The sequence below is a fragment of the Streptomyces sp. NPDC101110 genome (assembly GCF_044759525.1).
Classification (GTDB): domain Bacteria; phylum Actinomycetota; class Actinomycetes; order Streptomycetales; family Streptomycetaceae; genus Streptomyces.
The window spans coordinates 423,807-442,668 of the sequence record NZ_JBIVZM010000006.1; the positions used below are offsets into that span (position 1 = coordinate 423,807).

At 70.9% G+C, this 18,862-nt stretch carries 21 protein-coding genes and 1 pseudogene; 21 read left to right on the forward strand and 1 reads right to left on the reverse strand.

What is annotated here, in order from left to right; all coding sequences use genetic code 11:
- The first annotated feature begins 23 nt into the window (after positions 1-23).
- From ACIQU3_RS17190 to ACIQU3_RS17285, 20 genes are all read left to right on the forward strand, one after another.
- Positions 24-482 carry a hypothetical protein gene (locus tag ACIQU3_RS17190; protein ID WP_355821312.1) on the forward strand — a complete coding sequence of 153 codons (459 nt, stop codon included), beginning with the start codon at positions 24-26 and terminating at the stop codon, positions 480-482.
- 82 nt (positions 483-564) lie between these two features.
- Positions 565-1,668, forward strand: coding sequence for a hypothetical protein (locus ACIQU3_RS17195; RefSeq protein WP_403925928.1), 1,104 nt, complete (start codon positions 565-567; stop codon positions 1,666-1,668).
- Positions 1,669-1,686: 18 nt separating this feature from the next.
- Complete coding sequence (locus ACIQU3_RS17200; protein WP_403925930.1) at positions 1,687-2,955, forward strand: MFS transporter; 1,269 nt, start codon at positions 1,687-1,689, stop codon at positions 2,953-2,955.
- A gap of 45 nt (positions 2,956-3,000) precedes the next feature.
- On the forward strand, positions 3,001-3,498 hold the full coding sequence (locus ACIQU3_RS17205) for a hypothetical protein (RefSeq protein ID WP_020271146.1): 498 nt from the start codon (positions 3,001-3,003) through the stop codon (positions 3,496-3,498).
- A gap of 99 nt (positions 3,499-3,597) precedes the next feature.
- The gene (locus ACIQU3_RS17210; RefSeq protein WP_033313703.1) at positions 3,598-4,023 is read left to right on the forward strand and encodes a hypothetical protein; all 426 of its coding nucleotides are present in this window, start codon (positions 3,598-3,600) and stop codon (positions 4,021-4,023) included.
- Positions 4,020-4,865, forward strand: a complete 846-nt coding sequence (locus tag ACIQU3_RS17215; protein ID WP_403925933.1) for a relaxase/mobilization nuclease — start codon at positions 4,020-4,022, stop codon at positions 4,863-4,865. Before ACIQU3_RS17210 ends, ACIQU3_RS17215 begins: the two co-directional genes overlap by 4 nt.
- A 13-nt stretch (positions 4,866-4,878) precedes the next feature.
- Positions 4,879-5,574, forward strand: coding sequence for a hypothetical protein (locus tag ACIQU3_RS17220; RefSeq protein WP_403925935.1), 696 nt, complete (start codon positions 4,879-4,881; stop codon positions 5,572-5,574).
- A 23-nt stretch (positions 5,575-5,597) separates the two neighbouring features.
- Positions 5,598-6,356: a hypothetical protein gene (locus tag ACIQU3_RS17225; protein WP_403925938.1), complete on the forward strand. Its 759-nt coding sequence runs from the start codon at positions 5,598-5,600 to the stop codon at positions 6,354-6,356.
- Complete coding sequence (locus tag ACIQU3_RS17230; RefSeq protein WP_403925941.1) at positions 6,353-7,003, forward strand: hypothetical protein; 651 nt, start codon at positions 6,353-6,355, stop codon at positions 7,001-7,003. Before ACIQU3_RS17225 ends, ACIQU3_RS17230 begins: the two co-directional genes overlap by 4 nt.
- Before the next feature lie 15 nt (positions 7,004-7,018).
- Entirely contained in the window at positions 7,019-7,426 is a 408-nt protein-coding gene (locus ACIQU3_RS17235) for a hypothetical protein (protein WP_383502334.1), read from the forward strand.
- Between the two features lie 276 nt (positions 7,427-7,702).
- A complete protein-coding gene (locus ACIQU3_RS17240; protein WP_403925945.1) occupies positions 7,703-8,086 on the forward strand; it encodes a hypothetical protein in 384 nt (127 codons plus the stop codon).
- Positions 8,083-8,886 (forward strand): DUF317 domain-containing protein, encoded by an 804-nt coding sequence (locus ACIQU3_RS17245; protein WP_403925948.1) that lies wholly within the window; start codon positions 8,083-8,085, stop codon positions 8,884-8,886. The genes ACIQU3_RS17240 and ACIQU3_RS17245 overlap by 4 nt, the downstream gene beginning before the upstream one ends.
- A 28-nt stretch (positions 8,887-8,914) precedes the next feature.
- Positions 8,915-9,271 carry a hypothetical protein gene (locus ACIQU3_RS17250; protein WP_102913825.1) on the forward strand — a complete coding sequence of 119 codons (357 nt, stop codon included), beginning with the start codon at positions 8,915-8,917 and terminating at the stop codon, positions 9,269-9,271.
- Positions 9,262-10,080 carry a DUF317 domain-containing protein gene (locus tag ACIQU3_RS17255; RefSeq protein WP_403925952.1) on the forward strand — a complete coding sequence of 273 codons (819 nt, stop codon included), beginning with the start codon at positions 9,262-9,264 and terminating at the stop codon, positions 10,078-10,080. Before ACIQU3_RS17250 ends, ACIQU3_RS17255 begins: the two co-directional genes overlap by 10 nt.
- A gap of 73 nt (positions 10,081-10,153) precedes the next feature.
- Positions 10,154-10,666: a hypothetical protein gene (locus ACIQU3_RS17260; RefSeq protein WP_403925955.1), complete on the forward strand. Its 513-nt coding sequence runs from the start codon at positions 10,154-10,156 to the stop codon at positions 10,664-10,666.
- 217 nt (positions 10,667-10,883) lie between these two features.
- On the forward strand, positions 10,884-12,674 hold the full coding sequence (locus ACIQU3_RS17265; RefSeq protein ID WP_403925958.1) for a type IV secretory system conjugative DNA transfer family protein: 1,791 nt from the start codon (positions 10,884-10,886) through the stop codon (positions 12,672-12,674).
- Positions 12,671-13,939 carry a DNA cytosine methyltransferase gene (locus ACIQU3_RS17270; RefSeq protein ID WP_403925961.1) on the forward strand — a complete coding sequence of 423 codons (1,269 nt, stop codon included), beginning with the start codon at positions 12,671-12,673 and terminating at the stop codon, positions 13,937-13,939. The genes ACIQU3_RS17265 and ACIQU3_RS17270 overlap by 4 nt, the downstream gene beginning before the upstream one ends.
- Positions 13,939-15,057: a DnaB-like helicase N-terminal domain-containing protein gene (locus ACIQU3_RS17275; protein ID WP_403925964.1), complete on the forward strand. Its 1,119-nt coding sequence runs from the start codon at positions 13,939-13,941 to the stop codon at positions 15,055-15,057. The genes ACIQU3_RS17270 and ACIQU3_RS17275 overlap by 1 nt, the downstream gene beginning before the upstream one ends.
- 67 nt (positions 15,058-15,124) lie before the next feature.
- Positions 15,125-16,504: a DUF317 domain-containing protein gene (locus ACIQU3_RS17280; RefSeq protein WP_403925967.1), complete on the forward strand. Its 1,380-nt coding sequence runs from the start codon at positions 15,125-15,127 to the stop codon at positions 16,502-16,504.
- Between the two features lie 280 nt (positions 16,505-16,784).
- Positions 16,785-17,267, forward strand: a complete 483-nt coding sequence (locus ACIQU3_RS17285; protein WP_403925969.1) for a nucleotidyltransferase domain-containing protein — start codon at positions 16,785-16,787, stop codon at positions 17,265-17,267.
- A gap of 170 nt (positions 17,268-17,437) precedes the next feature.
- On the opposite strand, the gene ACIQU3_RS17290 is transcribed toward ACIQU3_RS17285, so the two are convergent.
- Complete coding sequence (locus ACIQU3_RS17290; RefSeq protein ID WP_403925972.1) at positions 17,438-17,926, reverse strand: GNAT family N-acetyltransferase; 489 nt, start codon at positions 17,924-17,926, stop codon at positions 17,438-17,440.
- Between the two features lie 163 nt (positions 17,927-18,089).
- On the opposite strand from ACIQU3_RS17290, the pseudogene ACIQU3_RS17295 reads away from it, so the two are divergent.
- Positions 18,090-18,858 (forward strand): annotated as a pseudogene (locus ACIQU3_RS17295) (transposase).
- The last annotated feature ends 4 nt before the right edge of the window (positions 18,859-18,862 follow it).

The window sequence follows — 18,862 nt, forward strand, 5'->3', positions numbered from 1 at the left end:
CGCCCGAGGAGAGCCCCGCCCCCTTGCGACCCGGTACCCACTTCGCCTTCGGCGACCACGAGGAACACGGCTTCGTGGCCTCCTTCACCACCGCCCTGCCCGCGCACCTCGCCCACTGGTACCTGGAGCGCGAGCAGTTCGAGCCCGTTCCCGGAGAACCCGGCCTGTACCGGCTCAGCGAGCCCGAGCACGACGGAGTCCGCCGCACCCGCCAAGCCGTCCACGACCTGCGCCGCCACGGCTACACCGTGCAGGCCGACATCCGCCTCGACCCGTCCCTCTCGGCCGGCCCGCCACGCCCCGTCCGGCCCAACGGACTCCAGGAGCGCCGCAGCCGGCTCACCCAGGCCGCCGCCGGCCGGACGACACAGCGCTCCGCACCGCCCACCACCTCCCCGCCAGCGGCCCGGCCGATCCCGCCGAAGCCCACGTACGCTCCGACCGTCCATTTGACGGCCGCGACCGGCGGGCGGTCACGATGACACCCGCGAGCAGCCCGGCCCCGACGACCCCTTGCCGACAGCTCCCGAACTGGCAAACCGGGCACGCGACTTCCGCTTGCGGATGGCGGTCATCGACAGCGAGACCGAGGCCGCGCTCGACATGACACGCGACCGCTACGGCCGTACCGTCCACGCGGGCGCCGCCGCAGCCGCACGAGCCCACCGTGACAAGGCGGCGGTGGAGGCGTACGCCACCCACCTCGCCCCGCACGCCGAGGCTCTCCTCGATGCCGCCCGACTCGTACTCGACGAGCTGCCACCCTCCCGGCACCTGACCGGGTGGCGGGCCGTCCTGGACGGCCTGGCTGCCTCCGCCGCCGAACTCCGCCGAGCCCTCGACCGGCCGGCCGCGCCCGGCTCCCCCGCCGAACGCACTCAGCACGCGGCCTTGTGGCCACACCTCACCGCTTGGGCGGACCACAGCTCTATCGCCAGCAACCTCGCCGACCAGCGCGCCGGCCAGAACCACAAGGCTCCGCTGACCGACGAAGAGCAGCAGATGTGGACCGAGAGGGCCCAGGCCGCGCAGCGGCGCGGCGAGCTGGAGCTGACCGAGTCGTGGTATGCCGCCGACGGACAGCCGATCACCCTCGCTTACCTGGTCGAGGACAGCGACTCGACGGTGGTCGCGCTGCGCGGCGACCCGGGCGTACCGGGCTGGCAGGTGATCGGGCACTACGCCCACGAGCATGAGGCGGGCAAGTCCCTGCCCGCTCCGGTCCCGCCCGGCATCCTGCGCGCGGACGTCTCCCGGTTCAACCGCCCGGCACCGGCCCCGGAGATGTCTCTGCAGGAACTCATCCGCGACGTCGTCGAAGGCCACAGTGCCGGTGACGCCTCGAATGCTCTCCTCGGAGCCGTCCAGCGCGGCTACGCCGCCGGCCCGATGGTCCGCCTGCAGGAACTTCTGGAGACGAGCAGCCAGTTCGCCAGCGCCCTGGAGACCGTGCAGGGCCGCCAGATCGCCGCCCGCCTCTCAGCGTTGGGACGGCAGATCGAGTTCCTCACCCGTGAAGTCGAAGAGGCGGCCGAAGACCTCGGCGCGACCGTCGCCGTCCTGCCCCCGCCCCGCACCCCCGTGCTACGTGCCCGCCCGCGCCCGGCCGTGGACACCACCCCGCCCACGCCGCCACCCCGCGCCAGCACGACCGCCCGCCACCGCTAGACCCCGAGAAAGCACCCGTTGTCCCCGACCGCACCCCCGGCCCAGGCACCGCGCATCACCTACGGCACGGTGCTGGGCAGCCCGTACGTCGCCCGCCTCCTCGGCGGCACCCTCACCGGCCGACTCCCCAACAGCATGGCGCCCGTCGCCATCCTCCTGTGGGCCACCACGAGCGGCAGCAGCATCGCCTTCGGCGGACTGCTCAGCGCCCTGTACGGGCTGTCCTCCTCGGTGGTGCAACCCGTCAAGGGACGCCTCATGGACCGCCACGGCCAGACGGCGGTGCATCTTCCGGCCGCCGTGCTCAACTCGGCTCTCCTGGTGACCCTTCCGCTGACGGGACCGTACGGCGGACCGGGCCTCGCCACGACCCTCGTCGTCGCCGCCGGCCTGACCACCCCGCCCCTGGAGGCCGGGCTGCGGGCCCTGTGGCCCAGCGTGCTGCCCGACGCCCGCCTTCGACACGCCGCGCTCGCCCTCGACACCGGTACACAGGGCCTCCTGTACATCATTGGCCCCCTGCTCGTCGCCGCCCTCGCCTCCGCGTACAACCCCAGCGTCGCGCTCACCGTCACCGCCGTCCTCGGCCTGGCCGGCACCACCGTGGTCGCCCTCGCTCCGCCATCGCGGCGCTGGCGATCGACGCCGTCAGTCGGCACCCTGCACTGTCCCGTTGGACGGCTGACCAGCCCCGGTCTGCTGCTCCTGCTCGTCTCGCTCACCGGCATCGGGTTCGCGATCGGGGCCATGAACGTGTGGTCGATCGCCATAGCCGAGCACCACGAACAGGACATGCTCTCGGGCATCATCCCCGCCGCGTTCTCCACCGGCAGCTTCCTGGGCGGCCTCGTCTACGGGCGCCGCACCTGGAGTCGGGCAACCACCGACCAACTGATCATCGCCAGCGCCGCGTTCCTCGCCGGATGGCTCCCGCTCGCAACCCAGCCCGCGCCGTTTGCGGCCACCGCCGCGGTCGCCGCGCCTGGTGCGTTCCTGACCGTCGTGGTCGCCTGCGCCTACGTGACCACCGATGCTCTCGCTCCTGCGGGCCGGACCAGCGAGGCGTATGCGTGGCTGATCCTCTCGATCGGCGTCGGGCAGTCCGCCGGTACCGCCCTGGCCGGACGCCTCACCGAGCAGACGCTCGCCAGCGCGGCGCTCCCCGCCGTCGGCGCGGCCTTCGCCCTCGCCATCCTTCTCGCCGCGCGCCGACAGCTCCGCCCCGCTGGGCACCGGCCGCCCGGCCGACACCGCCGCCCACTCCGAGGCCGGCACAAGACGTCCTGATCAGGGCACGCCCCCACCTTCCAACCCCTTTGAGGAGATCGAATTATGGCCGTGCGTACGCACTGGACCGTGGAGCACGCCTGCTCCCACAGCGTGGATCATGACCTGTCCAATCGTCCTGCCGACAAGCGGGCGGGCTTTGCCCGTTGGCTCGCGTCGAAGGACTGCACCGACTGCTGGAAGGCGGCGCGCGACGCCGACTCCGAGTCCAAGGAGGAGTGGCTCGCGACCAAGCGGGCCGAGGAGCAGGAGGCAGCCGTCGCGTGGGCGAAGCAGTTCTACATGCCGCAGTTGGAGGGCCCGGAGAAGGCCCTGGGCTGGGGCGAGCGCTCCCGCCACCAGCTGATGACGGCCGCGCACACCGCGCTCGTCGTCGAGGGCACTTGGGACGAGGCGGACTGGGCGGAGCTGGAGGAGAAGGCCCGCTCCATCACCCGTGCCGGATGGTGGATCGACCAGCGGGACGCCGAAGGCACTGACCTGCTCGAACTTCTCGACGCGGCCAGTGAGGCGGACCGCGGGACGGAGAACCCGTTCCGCTGACGGCGGGGCAACATAGCCGGGAAACGCCGGTTAGCCAAACCGGCGTTCCTCCGGACTATTGATGCTCCCACCCCGCCAGCCATCGCGTGGAAGGAACTCATGTCCCAGCCCCCGTCCGCCTCGGCGTTCGCACCGACGCCCGACCCGCTCACCCCCGACCGGGACATCACCCACGCCCATTTCCAGGCCGGTGACGCCGTCGTCGTCCTGAAGGGGGTGGCCGGCGGAGAACTGTGGGGCGACGCGATGCGCGTCGTGGCCCCTTCCTGGCACACCCCGACCGACGAGGACGGGTGGCGGCTGCGGGATGCGACCGGCGGCACCCAGTCCTACGTCACCGCCCACCCTCGCTACCTCGTGCACCTCTCACGCCGCTGCCCTGACTGCCTGATCTATCTACGGGCCATGGAGGACTCCCTCCTCGCACGGTTCGCCGACCGCGACGAGCTGATCGACTGCGGCTGGTACACCACCACCGCCCTGGGCCAGCTCGTGCACATCGCCGACATCCGAGGCGGCCGGTGATCCCCCGCCTGCACGAGCGGACCCACCGGCCCCACGACCCGCTCGAAGAGGCGCTGGGGCGGCCGGTCTCACCGAACGAGGGCCTGACGGAGCACACGATCGTCGCCCACTGGCCCGGCCTGGATTACTTCACTCTGGACCACGAGCAGAGGATCTGGACGTCCGTCCAGTGGGCCGAGCACCTCGAAGACCCCTACCTGGAGCATCCGTTCGCCGCCAGCCCCGACGACGACCGGCGGGCGATCCTCCACCTCGACATCCGCCTTCACCCGGACGACCGGGAACTGACAGGACCGGAGTGGGCCGAGGTCGCTCAACGGCTCGCACGAGCCGCCGGCATCGAGATCCCCGGCAAGGAACATGGCTGCCGGTGGATCGCCGTCCAGGCCCAGCCCGGCCGCCTCGACCTGATCGCCAACCTGATCCACCTCGACGGTGCGTGGCACGCTCTTCCCGCGGACAATCTGCGGCGCCTGGCACAGGAGGCGCGTCGCATCGAACAGGACCTCCACTTGGTCCCTGTCCGATCCGACCCCCCTTCGCGGCCTGCCGTCCGCGCGGCGCTCACGGCGTCGGCCCAGCTCGCGACCATCCTCACGCAGCTCGCCAACGAACAGGCCGGCCCTCTGGCCGCGGTACGCGGACTCGTCGAGCACACCTCGCACCGGATCGCCCGCCAGCCGGGAGCAGCCAGCACCGATACGGCACACCGCCTGGAGCTGATCGCCCGCCGCCTCTACGCCATCCAGCAGGACCTTGACACCACCGCAGACCGCCTGGTCCATCCCCGCGCCGTCCCGGCCCCGGACGCCGTCCGGCACAACGCCCACCGATCGCCGTAGGAGAAACGTCTCCTTGCCCCGCACCGACCGCTCCCTGGACATCCGCCGCGACCCGCACTCCGACGAACTCCTTGCCCGCGGCGGCGACTCCGAGGCACACAGCATCCTCCAGCGCGCGGGCTTCGTCGCCGTCGTCCGCGTCCATGAGACGTACCACCGCGCCCCGACCGGCCTAGCGGAGGACGACGAGTACCGTCTCGCCACCGACGCCGTGGCCCGCCTGCGGGCGGCCGGCTACCACGTCGACTGCGACGCGGACTTCGACACCGACTCGCGTCCGGCCAGCTACCTGCCGCTGGGATCCTCCGTTGCCCACGTCGCCGAGCGCCTTCGCGAGGCCGCCACTACGGGCGAGGCGGCCGATGCGCTGACTGAGCTGACCGCCGCCCACGACGGCGTCCTCGCCGCGCTGGAGGAAGTCCTCACCGCCACCGCCGACTTCCACGACGGGCTCGGCAAGGCGGCCGACCCCTACATCGCGCGGCGGCTTCGCTACCTCGCCGACGAGCACCTTCGCGTCATCCGTACCGACCTCTCCGAGACCCGCAACCAGCTCGCCGACCGGCATGCCCCGCACCCCGGCCGCAGCATCTGCACCGGGGAAGTCCCGTCAACCGAGCAAGAGCGCTCTGCCGTGTGCGCCTGCCCGCCACCGCCGCGCACCCTACCGGCCCCGCCGCCCCCGATGGCCGCCGGACTGCGCCGCTGACTCCCACCTCGCCCAAGGACACCATGCACGACCACCACACCTCCGAGCGCCTCGCCTCCTACGCCGACGTTCTCGCCGGCGAACTCCCCGACAGTTGGACCAGCTCCCACCTGCCGGCCGACGCCAAGGACGACCTCGCCGAACTCGCCGACCGAATCTGGGACCTGGATCTGGTCGCCGCCTCTCTTGCCGAGCACCCCCTGCAGCAGGCAGCCGTCCTGAGCCGACAGGACGGTGCGCAGCTCGTCCTTCTGGACCGGAACGACGAGCGCGACGGCTTCCTCATCGCCGCCGTCGCCCCCCGCGCCCTGCCCGACGAGGCGTTCCGCGGCGTTCCCGAGCCCAACGGCATCGCCCTGGCCGATGACCCGTTCCTGAGCGCCGAGCAGGTCGCCGGCGACCTGCTCGCCCGCTACGACGCCGCCCTCGCCCAGGTCCGGCACAACGCCCTGGGCGGCATCCTGCTCTCCCAGCCGGACCGGGTCGTCCTGACCTGGCAACCGGACGGCAGCGTCGCCGCCGCCCCGGTCGACGACCGCGCCGGCGCGATCCTCCTCGCCCACGGCTTCGTCCAGGACCCGCAGAGTGGTATCTACCGCCTGGGTGGTGACGACACCCAGGCCCAGGCCCGCGCCCTGCGGGAAATCGGTGGGCGCCTCGACGCGCTCGGCATCGGCACCGCTCTGCAGCATCCCGCAGGCCGGACCGCACCCACCGCCGCCCCCGCTTCCGTGCCGCCGGTCCCTACCAGCACCCATACGCCAGCCACCAGGGCTCGATGAAGCAGACGGAGCCCGACTTCTGGGTACTGGAGTACGTCACCATCACCAAGGACCCCCGAACCGACCCGGTCGTGGCCATCGGCGGCACCGACAAGGCCGCGGGCATCCTTCAGCGAACCGGCGGCTTCCTCTCCGCTCCCGGACCGCACGGGGACTATCACCGGCTTCCGCACGGCCTGCCCGTCGAGCAGCAGCGCCTGAAGGCGACCGCAGCCTCGCACGCCCTGCTCGCCGCCGGGCACAGCGTCCACCTCGACCCCACTCTGAACATGCTGGTCGCACCGGACGGTGAACGTGAGGCCGCCCTGCGCTACCTGGCGGGGCTCGCTGAGCGAGCCGCAGCCGCCACAACCAGCAGCGAGGTGGCCGAGGTCCTGACCGAGGTCGCTGCCCCCGTCCACGGGCTGCTGCCCCTCGCCAGAGAGGTCGTCATCCGCGCCTGGATCGCCGCCAGCGACTTCCAAGGGGCCGCGCCCGCCGGGGAAGCCGATCCCATCGCACGGCTCGGAAGCACCGCCACCTCCATGAGCGAGGTCGCGCGCGCCATCCTCCACGCCCGCAACCACGTCGCACGCCCTGCGCAGCGGCCGGCCACTACCTCACCACCGCCGGGCCACGCCCAGCCCGCGAAATCCCGCCGCCGCTGACCCGGAGAGAACCACATGGCCAACCTGGCCGACGAATACGGCACGGACGTCGAGATCTACATCAAAGCCCTGACGACCACCATCCACGCCGACACCCCAACGGGCGCCCCCGCCCAGCTCCACGACCTGCTGGAACACCTCGGCCTGGAACGCCACGAGTACCCCGCCGACACGCCCATCTACATCTGGCACACCGTGCCCGAACACCTCGACGCCGGCGAGCAGAAGCGGCTGGCAACCCGCGCCATCCCCGTCCTGCTCCTGGCCGGGTACGAGGTCAACTGCACGCCCGAAGTCTTTGACGAATCCGCCTACCGGCAGGCCGTGCAGGACCTGCGCACCCGAGCGGGCCGCCCTGCCGTGCGGCAACAGGCACCGATCGGCTCCCCCTCGCCTGCAGCTCCGGCCCGCCGCACCCCGTAAGGCGCCTGGGCGGTCCCGGGCACCGCGCCGGGACCGCCCGCCTCACCACCCGAGACCCGGAGGTACCCGTAGCAATCCGCACACCCCCACCGATCAGCAACCGGCTCAAGCCCCGACTCGCCACGGCCCTCTTCCGCCGCTATCTGCGCGCCTGTATTCCGACCGGCCCCGACCGCGCCTCCCCGCTGGCCGGCGCGCGCCCGGAGGCCGCCCTCGCCGAGACGCAGCGCGTCGGGCAGCACCACCACCACTGACCGTCCACCAACCCGGAGGAGTATGTCCCACCCCACCCCCTACCCGGTGAGACTGGCCGACGAGATCACCCGCCAGCTCGGACAGCTCGCCGACCACCTATCTCACCTGCCCCCGCCCCAGGCCGCTCAGGTCATCGCCCGCGTGCTCGACCCGGACACCGGAGTCCTCGGCGGCGTCACCCAGCTCGTCGCCACCGGCAGCGTGTTCGCCAAGGACCAGGCAGAGCGAGGCGCGCTCCCCGCGGAGGTGTGGCTCGCCCTGGGCCGTGCCTCGAACGAACTCGGCGACATCACCCTCGACCTGGACGAACACAAAGACGCTCTTCAGCGCGTCGGCTCCCAGCCCGCCACTACGGCGGCGAAGCCCCCGGCACCCGCACCGCTCGTCGTCCGGCGCCGCCGGTGAAGAAGAAGCAGTGGCAGGGCTGGGGACCCGACGAGCAGGCCGAGCAGCACTACCTCGTCCAGCCGCGCGCCCTGGCCGGCGGCGGCGACGTCCGGCACGTCTCGGAGTTCCTGCGCGCCTCCGGCTGGAGGGACAAGTCCAAGACGGGCGGCCCCCTGCGTATGGAGAGCCCGGACCGCACCGTCCGCGTCGCCTACGACCCCTACGTCCTCCCCGGCGGATGGACCGTCCACGGCCACGCAGACGGAGCGAACGGCGAGTGGTCTGCCCACCTGGGCCGGCAGACGCCGGCGGAGATCGTCGCCGGCCTGACCGACGCCCTCACCCACCCCCGCTCCGCCCACGCCCCCAACGTCTGGGCCCCTCTGCAGGAGCAGAACTGGCACACGCGCTTCGAGGGCCAGGACTACATGGCGACGAGCCCCGACGGCACCGCGTGGATGCAGTACCGGCAAAGCCCCGACGGGGCGGCGATGTGGTGGACCGGAGCGCGGGACAAGCAGGGCAACGGCTGGACGGCCAACTTCACGCCGAACACCCCGATGCACCTGGTGCAAGCCTTCTCCACCGAACTCGCCAGCCCGGACCCCGTGATGCGCCCGCGCGGACGCGTGCCGCACAGCGCGCAGATCCGTACCTGGTCGGTGTCCCTGAAGCCCTCCCAGCTCAGTGCGTGGCAGCAGGCCCGCATCACGGCCGCCCGCGCCGCCACCTGGGCCCGCAACAGCGCCCGTAGCACCAGGCCGCGCACCAGCGCCCGTCCCTACACCCCGGCCGGCGGCGCACGCACCCGCCGCTGACCGCAATAGCCCCGCCCCGAGGAGCCCGATGCCCGCACTCACCCCGGACACCATCCGCACCCTGACCGAAACGCTCGCGGACCTCACCGACTACTTGCGCGAGAACCCCGACCCCGCAGAAGCCCTCGCCCTCGTCGAGCCCCTCCTCGACGAGTACACGGGCCTGCCCGTCCAGTTCGCCGACACGCTGCGCGCCCTCGCCCGCGCCGTTCAGGAGAGCCCTGACGCGCCGCGCACGGCGCAGGGCGACCTGCTGATCACCGAGCTGCGCACGGCCGCGTGGGAACTGGCCGACCAGCACACCCTCCACTACGTGCTGGACGATCTCCGTGACCTGTACGGCAGTTCGCCGACGAGCGAGCAGGGGTGCTGCTGGTGCCGCTGAGCGGACGGCAGCTCGCCGCCTTCGCCGACAAGCACGCCGTGCAGATCCCGTACGACACCAGCCCCCGCCACCTCGCCGGCCCCGGAGACGCCCGCCACGTCACCCACGGCCTAGCCGCCGCCGGATGGAACGCCGTCTCCGACCCCCTGAGCGCCGAGATCATCCTGGCAAGCCCTGACCTTCGCCACCGGCTCCAGTTCGACCCGCAGTCCCGCACCTCGGCGTGGTGGCGGCTACGGGCGGAGCCCGTCGGCACCGAGCCGGGCTGGTACGCCGAGTTCGGCGAACTCGTGCCCGCCGAGGTCCTCGCCGCCTTCACCGACGCCCTCGCCGCCCCGCCGCCACAGCAGCCGGACCCGTGGCAGCAGGTGACCTCGGCAGGATGGCACCACGAGCCAGAGGGCGCGCGCTCGCCGGACTCCATGTGCCACATCGAACTGCGGCCGTTGAGCGAATTCCACGACCGGTCGTCCTGGCACATCGAGACCCGCGAGCCCGGCCACGGGGAGTTTTCCGGCCCGCGCATCTGGCACGCCTACCTCGACGAGCACACCCCCGCTCACCTGGTCAGCGCGTTCCTCACCGCGCTGACCGACCGCAGCCCGCTCCAGCGCGGCATGTTCGAACGCACCGGCCACTACAGCGCCGTACAGGAGCCCAGCCCGCTGCGCCCGCAGCAGGTGGTCGACGCCCACGCCACGCGCATCAAGCATCTGCGCGCCCAGGCACGCTCAGCCCGCCGCCAGCAGACGAAACCGGCGACGATCCCGGCGCACGCCAGTACCGCGCAGCCGGCCGCTCGCCGCTGACCTGACAGGATCCCTCCTCATCTCCCGAGACCACCACGCACACCGCGACTTCCTGCGCCACCTCGACCACTACGTGCGGGACAGCCAGAAGATCCTCGACGCCTGGGACGCCTACTCCGACGAGCACACCGGCCTCGACGGCTGGCCCTACGACGACCACGCCTACGGCATGCGCAAGAGCCAGCGCGATGCCGACACCGCCGAGGCGTTCGAGCCGCTCCGCTACGGCGCCCGGCACCTGCTGGCGACCGCCGAGACACAGCTGGCCCAGCTGCCGGAGAACACGGTGCAGAGCCGCTGGGTCTACCAGCTGGGCGTCCTGCACACGGCCTTCGACCGTCTCGAAGAACTGCACGAGCAATGGCTGCTCACCCGCGACGCCCTGCCCGCCACCGCCAAGCCCGGCACCGCCGAATTCGACAACGCCCTCGCCGAACATCACGCCGAATCCTGGAGCTACCTCGACGACTGGGCCAACCACGGCAAAGCGCTCCGGGAGATCAACACCGCAGCCCGCAAGGCCCCCTCATCCCTGGTTCCCATGCCTGCCCTCGCACCCGTGCGACGAACCGCGGCACGGAAGTGACTAGGGCCCCGACTCCCGAGACCGTCGAGGTCGACTTCATCACCCCCGCGCCACCTCGCCAGCGGCGGTAACCCGCCTGGATCACCGTTCCCCTCCACCGTGTCCCTCGCTGCCCGGCGCACCACCACGCCGCCGGCCTCGATCCCCTCACGGACAGCTCCGCCCAGGCACGGCCGTAGCCGCTAATCCTCCCTCCCCGCCCGGAAGCACATAGCCCTTGCCCCCTTCCTCCTCCAGCAGCAACACCGACGGATACGACCTCGTCCTGCGCCTCCTCCTCAGCGTGCTCGCCGTCGTCGTCCCCCTGTCCCACCTGGCCTGGCTGTCCGGCAACATCACCGCCTACCTCACCGGCACCAGCTGGGCCCCCTACCAGCCGACCAACGCCCTGCTCCACCCCGAGCAAGTCTGGCCCGACACAGGAGAAACGTCCCTGCTGATCGGTGCCCGCATCGTCCCCGTTCTCCTGCTCCTCGCTCTCGGGGCGGCGGCTGGCGTCCTGTGGGCCCGGCACAAGAACCGAAGCGGCGGCCGGAAGAAGATCACCGACATGGCCAAGGCCCGGGACATCGAGCCGCTGATGTCCAAGGCGATCACCGACAAAGCCCGCTCCCTGCGCCCCAGCCTGAAGGACAGCAAGCACATCGACGCGAAGGACACCGGCATCCTTCTCGGCAACCTGCAGGGCAGCCGCCACGAGGTACGGATGGGGTTCGAGGATGTCGCCGTCGCGATCATGGCGCCCCGTTCCGGCAAGACCACCTCGCTCGCCATCCCCTCCATGCTCAGCGCACCCGGCCCGGTCCTGCTGACGTCGAACAAGGCCGCCGGCGACGCCTTCACCACCGCCTACGAGGCAAGGGCCCGGGCGGGGGCGGTGTGGACCATGGATCCACAGCAGATCGCGCACGCCGCCCGCGAGATGTGGTGGAACCCCCTCGCCAGCGCAAAAACCCTGGACGGGGCGAACCGGCTCGCCGGACACTTCCTCGCCGCGAGCGTCGATGCGTCCCAGCAGGGCGACTTCTGGTCGAAGGCCGGCAGCAACATCCTGTCCCAACTGCTGCTGGCAGCAGCACTCGACGAGCGCCCGATCACCGACATCATGCAGTGGCTCGCCTTCCCCGCCGACCGCACTCCGCTCGACATCCTGCGCGACCACGACTTCGCCGCCGTCGCCGCTCAGCTCAAGGGCACCGTCGAAGGCCCCCCGGAAACGAGGGACGGCATCTACGAGACAGCCCGGCAGTACGCCTCCGCGCTCCTGAACGCGGAAATCGCCGCGTGGGTGACCCCGCAGAAGGACGTCCCGGAATTCCGGCCGGAGCAGTTCGTCACATCCACCGACACGCTGTTCCTGCTCAGCAAGGACGGCGGCGGCGGAGCCTCGGCGCTGATCGCCGCGTGCGCGGACTCGGTGATGCGGGCCGCGACCGCGCAGGCCGAACGTGCTGGCGGGCGCCTGGATCCGCCCATGCTGGCGATCCTCGACGAGGCCGCCAACGTGTGCAAGATCAGCGACTTGCCGGACCTGTACTCCCACCTCGGCAGCCGCGGGATCATCCCGATCACGATCCTGCAGTCCTACCGCCAGGGCCAAAAGGTCTGGGGAGACGCGGGCATGGACGCCATGTGGTCCGCCTCGACTGTCAAGGTGATCGGCAGCGGTATTGACGACCCGGACTTCGCGGACAAGCTCAGCCGCCTGATCGGTGACCACGACGTGGAGACCACGTCCACCTCGCACTCAGAGTCCGGAAAGAGCACGTCGGTGTCGATGCGGCAGGAGCGGATCTTGCCCGCCGACGCGATCCGAGCCTTGCCCAAGGGAACCGCGCTCTGCTTCGCCACCGGCATGCGCGCCGCCATGCTCGACCTTCGGCCGTGGTACCGGGAGCCCGGCGCGGAGGAGCTGTCCGCGGCGTCCGCCCGCGCGTCGCAGGCGATCACCGCCCGCGCCGTGGCGAAGCACGCGCCGACACAGTCCGACTTGGGGCTGACCACGTGATACTCGACCTCTTCGCGGGGCCGGGCGGCTGGAGCAGGGCACTGCACGTCCTCGGCGTGCGCGACATCGGGCTGGAATGGGACGAGTGGGCGTGCAAGACCCGGGCTGCGGCTGGGCAGTTGACGATCCGCACCGACGTGGCAATGTATCCGACGTGGCCTTTCATCGGCCGCACCCGCGGAATGATCGCTTCCCCTCCGTGCCAGGCGTGGAGCATGGCCGGCAAACGCCTCGGCCTGCTCGACCAGCCGCTGGTGCACGCGGCGGTCGAGGACCTGGCCGCCGGACGCGACTCCCGCGAACGCCTCCTCGCCGCATGCCGTGACGAGCGCTCCCTGCTCGCAGCCGAGCCGATGCGCTATCTGTACGCCCTGAACACGGTCGGCGAGCCCGACTGGGTCGCCATGGAGGAAGTGCCGCACGTCCTGCCCTTGTGGAAGCAGTACGCGGCCGTCCTGCGCGGGTGGGGGTTCTCCGTCTGGTACGGGATCCTCAACGCGGCCGACTTCGGCGTCCCGCAGACCAGGAAGCGGGCGATACTCCTGGCCTCCCGCGTCCGTACGGCGCAGCCTCCTACCCCCACGCACTCCCAATTCGCCGAACCGGAGTCGCTGTTCGGTCCGGGCCGCGCCGGCTGGGTCAGCATGGCCGAGGCTCTGGGATGGGGCGCAACCGACCGGCCCGTCCCCACCGTCTGCGCGGGCGGTGGACCCGGCGGTGGACCCGAACCGTTCCCGTCGGGCTCTCGCAAGACGCTGTCCGACGCCCGTGAGCGCGGCACCTGGATGCCCCGGCCGGACGGAGTGGTCCTGCAGTCCCGTCGTGAAGGCGCCGGATGGACGGCCCGGCACGGCACCCGCGAGAATCGGGCCGCCGACGCTCCGGCGCCGACGTTCACCGCTGAGGCCCACCGCTGGTCCTGGTCCCTGCGCAGCAACAACCAGGCAAACGCCACCGTCCGTCCACTGTCCGAGCCGGCTGGCACGCTGTTCTTCGGGCACCGCGCGAACGAGTGCACCTGGGTCGCCGAGCCCGCCTCGCCGGCCATGGATGTCGATGCGCCAGCGGTTCCCGAGCCGATCCGGATCACCGCCCGCGAGGCAGGCATCCTGCAGACCTTCCCCGCCGACTATCCCTGGGCCGGCAACAAGGGCCAGCAGTTCTCCCAGATCGGCAACGCCGTTCCCCCCCTGCTCGCCGGCCACCTCCTCGCCCCACACCTCGGCGTCACCCTCGACCCCGACGACTTCACCCTCGCCGCCTAATGCCCCACGCCCCCGAACCCGACGAACACGACCTCGACGCCATCCCACCGCCCCAGCCGGTGTTCCACGTCGAGCAGGCCCTCCTCGGCGCCCTCCTCCTCGAACCGCACCGCCTCAGCAACGTGACCGGCATCGCCGCCGACTCGTTCTCCACTGCCGCGCACTCCGCCTTGTACGCCGCGATCAGCACCCTGCCCCCGCCCGACCCTGCCGAGCACGCCAAGAACACCAAGTGGCTCGACCAGGTGCTCGCCACGGGGCGCGAGCAGGCACGCGGACTGACCGCCTCCTACCTGCACACCCTCATCCAGGTCTGCCCCTGGCCCCGCCACGCACCGGCCTACGCACAGATGGTCGAGGCCGAACACGCCCGCCGCCGCCTACAGACGGCAGCCGAACGCCTCGTCCAGACCGTCCACGATGTCTCCCTCCCACACCCCGTCCAGACGGTGCTCGCCGAGGCCGACGCGCTCGCCGCGGTCGTGGACGACATCGCGAGCCGATTCCCACCGCGCACCGGCGTCCTGCCCCGCACCCCCGCACCGCCGCCAGCCATCCCGCCCGACTACATCGAGGCAGTCGAGGAGGAGCGGCTGCTGCTCGCGACCGCCACGGCCCACCCATCCGATATCGAGTCCGTCCGGTGGCTGCTCCCCGACGACCTCACCCTGCCCTTGCATGCCGGCGTGTGGCAGTGCCTGACCGCCCTGGCCCGCCGCCGCGAGCCCGTCGACCCCGTCACCGTCCTGTGGGAGGCCCAACAGCGCGGCCTGCTGGACGACGGAAGCGAACCGGGCGAGGTGCTCCGCCTGCTGGCCGAACCGGCCGGTTCCGTGGAGCACTGGGGCGAGCGCGCCCTGCAGCGCTCCCTTCTGGCCACCGCCGATCGCACCGGTCGGCGCATCGAGGCGTACGCCGGTGACCCGGCGAACACCCCGTTCCAGCTCGTCGCCGGCGCCCGCCGATCCCTCGCCGACATCGGCGCCGTCCACACCCGCTGGCAGCACGCCACCGGAACGGTCCCGACACCACGACCGCGGCCGGCGCCCACCACTCGCGCCGGACCGCCGAGCACCACGGCCGCCCACATCGCCCGCGCCGCGCGAGCAACCCGATAGCACCCCGCATACGCTGGTGGCCGGACCCGAAGACCCGGCCACCGGCCGAAGAGACGACCACCTCAGCGTGACAACCACACTCTCCATCGACGCCCAGGTCCACCTCGACACCCACCCCACCCATCCCAGCGCCGTGACCGCCGTCCTGACCGGCGCCCAGGCCCACATTGCCCACCTGGGCCTGGAGGCAGCCGACTGGACCGTCGTCGCCGACAATGTCCTGGTCTTGGTCCGCATCGACCACGAGGAGCCCTACTGGGCCCAGGACGCAGCCAAGCACCTGACCGCCGAGGGCATCACCGTCGAGATCACCTCTCGGCTCCAAGAGGCCATGGACGAGGAATGGACCTGGGCGAACTACCCGATGCCCTGGTGCACCCGCAGCGAAATCCGAGAGGTCTCCAACGAGGCGCAGAAGATCCATGACGACATCCGCCACGGCCAGCTCCTCATCCACGCGCACGCCCACGACGGCCACACCACTGTCGCGGTCGGCACCTACCTCGGCCGCAACGGCAAGTCCGTCTACCTCCACGGCGAGGACCACCTGCGGCAAGTCGCCGACACCTTCGACTCACCCGCTGGAGCCCTGCTCGCCTTCGAGAAGGTTCACGCTGCAGAAATGCGCCCCGGCCCAGCACCCCTGACCGACACCGAACGCGCCGCCGCCGAAGCCCGCACCCCGCTCGCCCACACCGCAGCCAAGCCCGAACCGGCCCGCCCGGAGCCGGAGACCGTTGCGGCCTACCTGGCCGATGCCGGCGACCACGATGCCCTCCTCGACACCTTCCTCGACGCACACGGCGAATGGGAGAAGTGGCGGACCTGGTCAGACGAGACCACCCACGCGATCCACGAATCGCAGACTCTGCGCATCGAGCGGGTCCACGAAGCCCACCCCCGCGAGACCGCCTGGACCGTGGCTGCCTACGAGACGCCGGTGTCCGACCGCATGTGGCACCTGACGGCCACGGGCACTGCTCCCGCTCCCATGCTCCAGGCACTGCTGAACCACCTCGCCGACGGTGGCGGATGGGACACCGCCGCCCTGGGGAGCCCCGTGGACGAGAAGACCGTCACCGCCGCCACGAAACCCCTCGCTGACGCCGGATGGAAACACACCGTGGACGGACGCTGGCTCCGCTGGACGAACGCCTCCCAGGATGCCGGGGTCCAGTTCGACGCCTTCGCCGCCCAGCAACCGAACAGCCCTCTCGCCACCTGGACCATCTGGGCCGGCCCCACCATCGACCAGCCCACCTGGACGATCCACGCCTCCCCCTACGCGCCCGCCCCCATGATCGCCGACCTGGCCGGGGAACTCGCGCACGGCACCGGCACGCGGCAGTTCAGCCCCAGCGTCCAGCGGCAGCCTCCGCGTCCCACCGCCACCGAACCGGCCATCGCGACGACCGTCGCCAGACCTCAGGCGAGCCGAAGTCGCTGACCAGCACACTCACGCACGCGAACAGCAGTGTGGCCCTGCGGACGGGGGATGCCGCAGGGCCACACCCGCACCGTACCGCGTCTATCCGCTTCACGGGGGCTTACTCTCGCTGAATGCCGATGAGGCCGCCGCCCTCGCCAACCCAGCGCGGGACGCTCGTGGATTCACTCTCTGCAGAGCACTCTCTCCTTAGCTTGTGGGCCCTAAGGTCCAAGCAGTGGTCGTGGGCGGCAAGGGAGTCCAAGTGAAACGTGAACGGGCAACGGAGATGCTCCACGAGATGCTCGACAATCTGGACGCAGGCAGTCGCCCCCTCGATCTCGTAGACGAGGTCTATGCATTCGGTTCCTACGCCCGAGGCGCGCTGCAGCCAGGCGACCTCGACGTGGCGGTGGTCCACCGGACCGACACCGAATTCACCGAACACGTCGTCGGCGCCCTCATGTACGGGCGGGATCCCATGGCGGGCATGAAGCGCGCGCTCAAAGGCAGCAAGCGCGGCTTCCAATTCCAGTTCAACCAAAACGACCGCCTCCCCGAAGGCTCCGAACCGAGGCTGCTGTGGAAACGCGGCGACCCCCGCGCCACCGCAGAAGAACGGCTGCAGGCGATGAAGGCGGACCTGGACGCCGGCCGAGCGCCCCGCGACGCCGTGATCGAGCAGTTCGACGGACTCGACCGGTGGATCCCCCTCCCTCATACGCGTCCGGCTAAAGCTTGTCCCGTAAAGATCGCCAGGGGCCGGTGGTGGGCTATCTCGTGACCGCTCGGGCTACGTCGCCACGTCCGCACGCTCTCGCCGTCGGGCAAGCCGTCCCGCAGAGTCTGGTTGCGCTCCCTGGGGGACAGCGCCCGGATCTGATGGAGAGGACGGCGCCCGTACATGACCTGGGATGCCGCGTCCACTGAGAGACTCCGCGAAGGTGACTGAGCCTACGTGAGTTCCTTCCGCATCAACGTGCACATCGTCTCGTAGCGGCGCAACGATCCATCAGGGGCTTGCTCGTCCCACGAATCTGGCTGACGGTCGTACGCGACATAACCCAGCCTTTCGTATAGCGCACGTGCCCTGGGATTGCTTTCCTCCACACCGAGCTCGGCCTGCCGCAGACCGCGGTTCCTGATCCGCAGTTCTGCGGCTTCAACAAGGAACGTGCCGATCCCGCACGACTGCAATGCGGGGTGGACTGCCAGCTGCCACAAAGTGCCGACCCCCTTCTTGACCTGGTAGTCGACGCCGCCTTTCGCCACAGGGATGTCCGTTGCAGGGCAGACCGCAAGGTAGTCGACCTCGCCGGTCCGGACACGCTCCAACTGCTTGGCGACGCTGGCCAGGTGGTGGTCAGACCCTGCCCACCCGCACGACGCCAGGTCCGCATGCACCAAATCACGGGCTGACAGCTTCAACACAACGTTGATCATCTTCACTACCTCCGGCGAGCCAGCATCCATGCCGATCACACAGGGCGCAAAGCCGTTTCCTCTGCCCACACTCCTGGCTCACGGGCCACCGCTGCTCAAGCAATCGAACGGAGCCAGCCGCGAGAGGCCACCGCGAACGGCCGGCAGTTGAGACGATCTTGCTGTGTCTGGTGTGATCACGGCGTCCGAGCCGTCCTGGATAGCCCCGTTCACCGGGCTGAGCCCGCGGCAGTTCGGCAAGCTGGTCACCGCGCTGCGGCGCGAAGGTGCGGACCCGGTTCGCAAGGGTCGGCCGTGGAGCCTGCCGCTGCAGGGACCGAGTCCTGCTGGTCACCGCTTACTGGCGAACGAACCTGACGCTGCGGCAACTCGCTCCGCTGTTTGGAGTATCCAAGTCGGCTGCCGACCGGATCGTCGATCAGCTCGGGCCGTTACTGGCCCTGCGGCAGCGCAAGCGATTCCGCAAGGAGACCGTGCTGATCGTGGACGGCACCCTGGTTCCCACCCGTGACCACACGGTCGCCGAGCAGTCGAAAAACTACCGGTACTCCACCAACCACCAGGTCGTCATCGACGCCGACAGCCGCCTGGTCGTCGTGGTCGGCCGACCGGTGCCCGGCAACCGCAACGACTGCAAGGCATGGGTGGAATCCGGGGCCAAGGCCGCCGTCGGCAACACCATGACGATCGCCGACGGCGGCTACCCGGGCACCGGCCTCGTGATGCCCCATCGGCGCCGCAAAGGCGAAGAACTCCCCGACTGGAAGCAGACGCACAACAAGTCCCACAAGCAGGTCCGCGCTCGGGTTGAGCATGTCTTCGCCCGCATGAAGACCTGGAAGATCCTGCGCGACTGCCGCCTCAAGGGCGACGGTGTCCAGGACGCCATGAGCGGCATCGCCCGCCTCCACAACCTCGCTCTCACCGGATAGACGA

What these genes read in the sequence shown, in the direction of transcription:
- ACIQU3_RS17195 (WP_403925928.1), top strand. Translation starts at nt 565, where the DNA reads ATGGCGGTCATCGACAGCGAGACCGAGGCCGCGCTCGACATGACACGC.
- ACIQU3_RS17205 (WP_020271146.1), top strand. Translation starts at nt 3,001, where the DNA reads ATGGCCGTGCGTACGCACTGGACCGTGGAGCACGCCTGCTCCCACAGC.
- ACIQU3_RS17210 (WP_033313703.1), top strand. Translation starts at nt 3,598, where the DNA reads ATGTCCCAGCCCCCGTCCGCCTCGGCGTTCGCACCGACGCCCGACCCG.
- ACIQU3_RS17225 (WP_403925938.1), top strand. Translation starts at nt 5,598, where the DNA reads ATGCACGACCACCACACCTCCGAGCGCCTCGCCTCCTACGCCGACGTT.
- ACIQU3_RS17230 (WP_403925941.1), top strand. Translation starts at nt 6,353, where the DNA reads ATGAAGCAGACGGAGCCCGACTTCTGGGTACTGGAGTACGTCACCATC.
- ACIQU3_RS17235 (WP_383502334.1), top strand. Translation starts at nt 7,019, where the DNA reads ATGGCCAACCTGGCCGACGAATACGGCACGGACGTCGAGATCTACATC.
- ACIQU3_RS17240 (WP_403925945.1), top strand. Translation starts at nt 7,703, where the DNA reads ATGTCCCACCCCACCCCCTACCCGGTGAGACTGGCCGACGAGATCACC.
- ACIQU3_RS17250 (WP_102913825.1), top strand. Translation starts at nt 8,915, where the DNA reads ATGCCCGCACTCACCCCGGACACCATCCGCACCCTGACCGAAACGCTC.
- ACIQU3_RS17275 (WP_403925964.1), top strand. Translation starts at nt 13,939, where the DNA reads ATGCCCCACGCCCCCGAACCCGACGAACACGACCTCGACGCCATCCCA.
- ACIQU3_RS17285 (WP_403925969.1), top strand. Translation starts at nt 16,785, where the DNA reads ATGCTCGACAATCTGGACGCAGGCAGTCGCCCCCTCGATCTCGTAGAC.
- ACIQU3_RS17290 (WP_403925972.1), bottom strand. Translation starts at nt 17,926, where the DNA reads ATGATCAACGTTGTGTTGAAGCTGTCAGCCCGTGATTTGGTGCATGCG.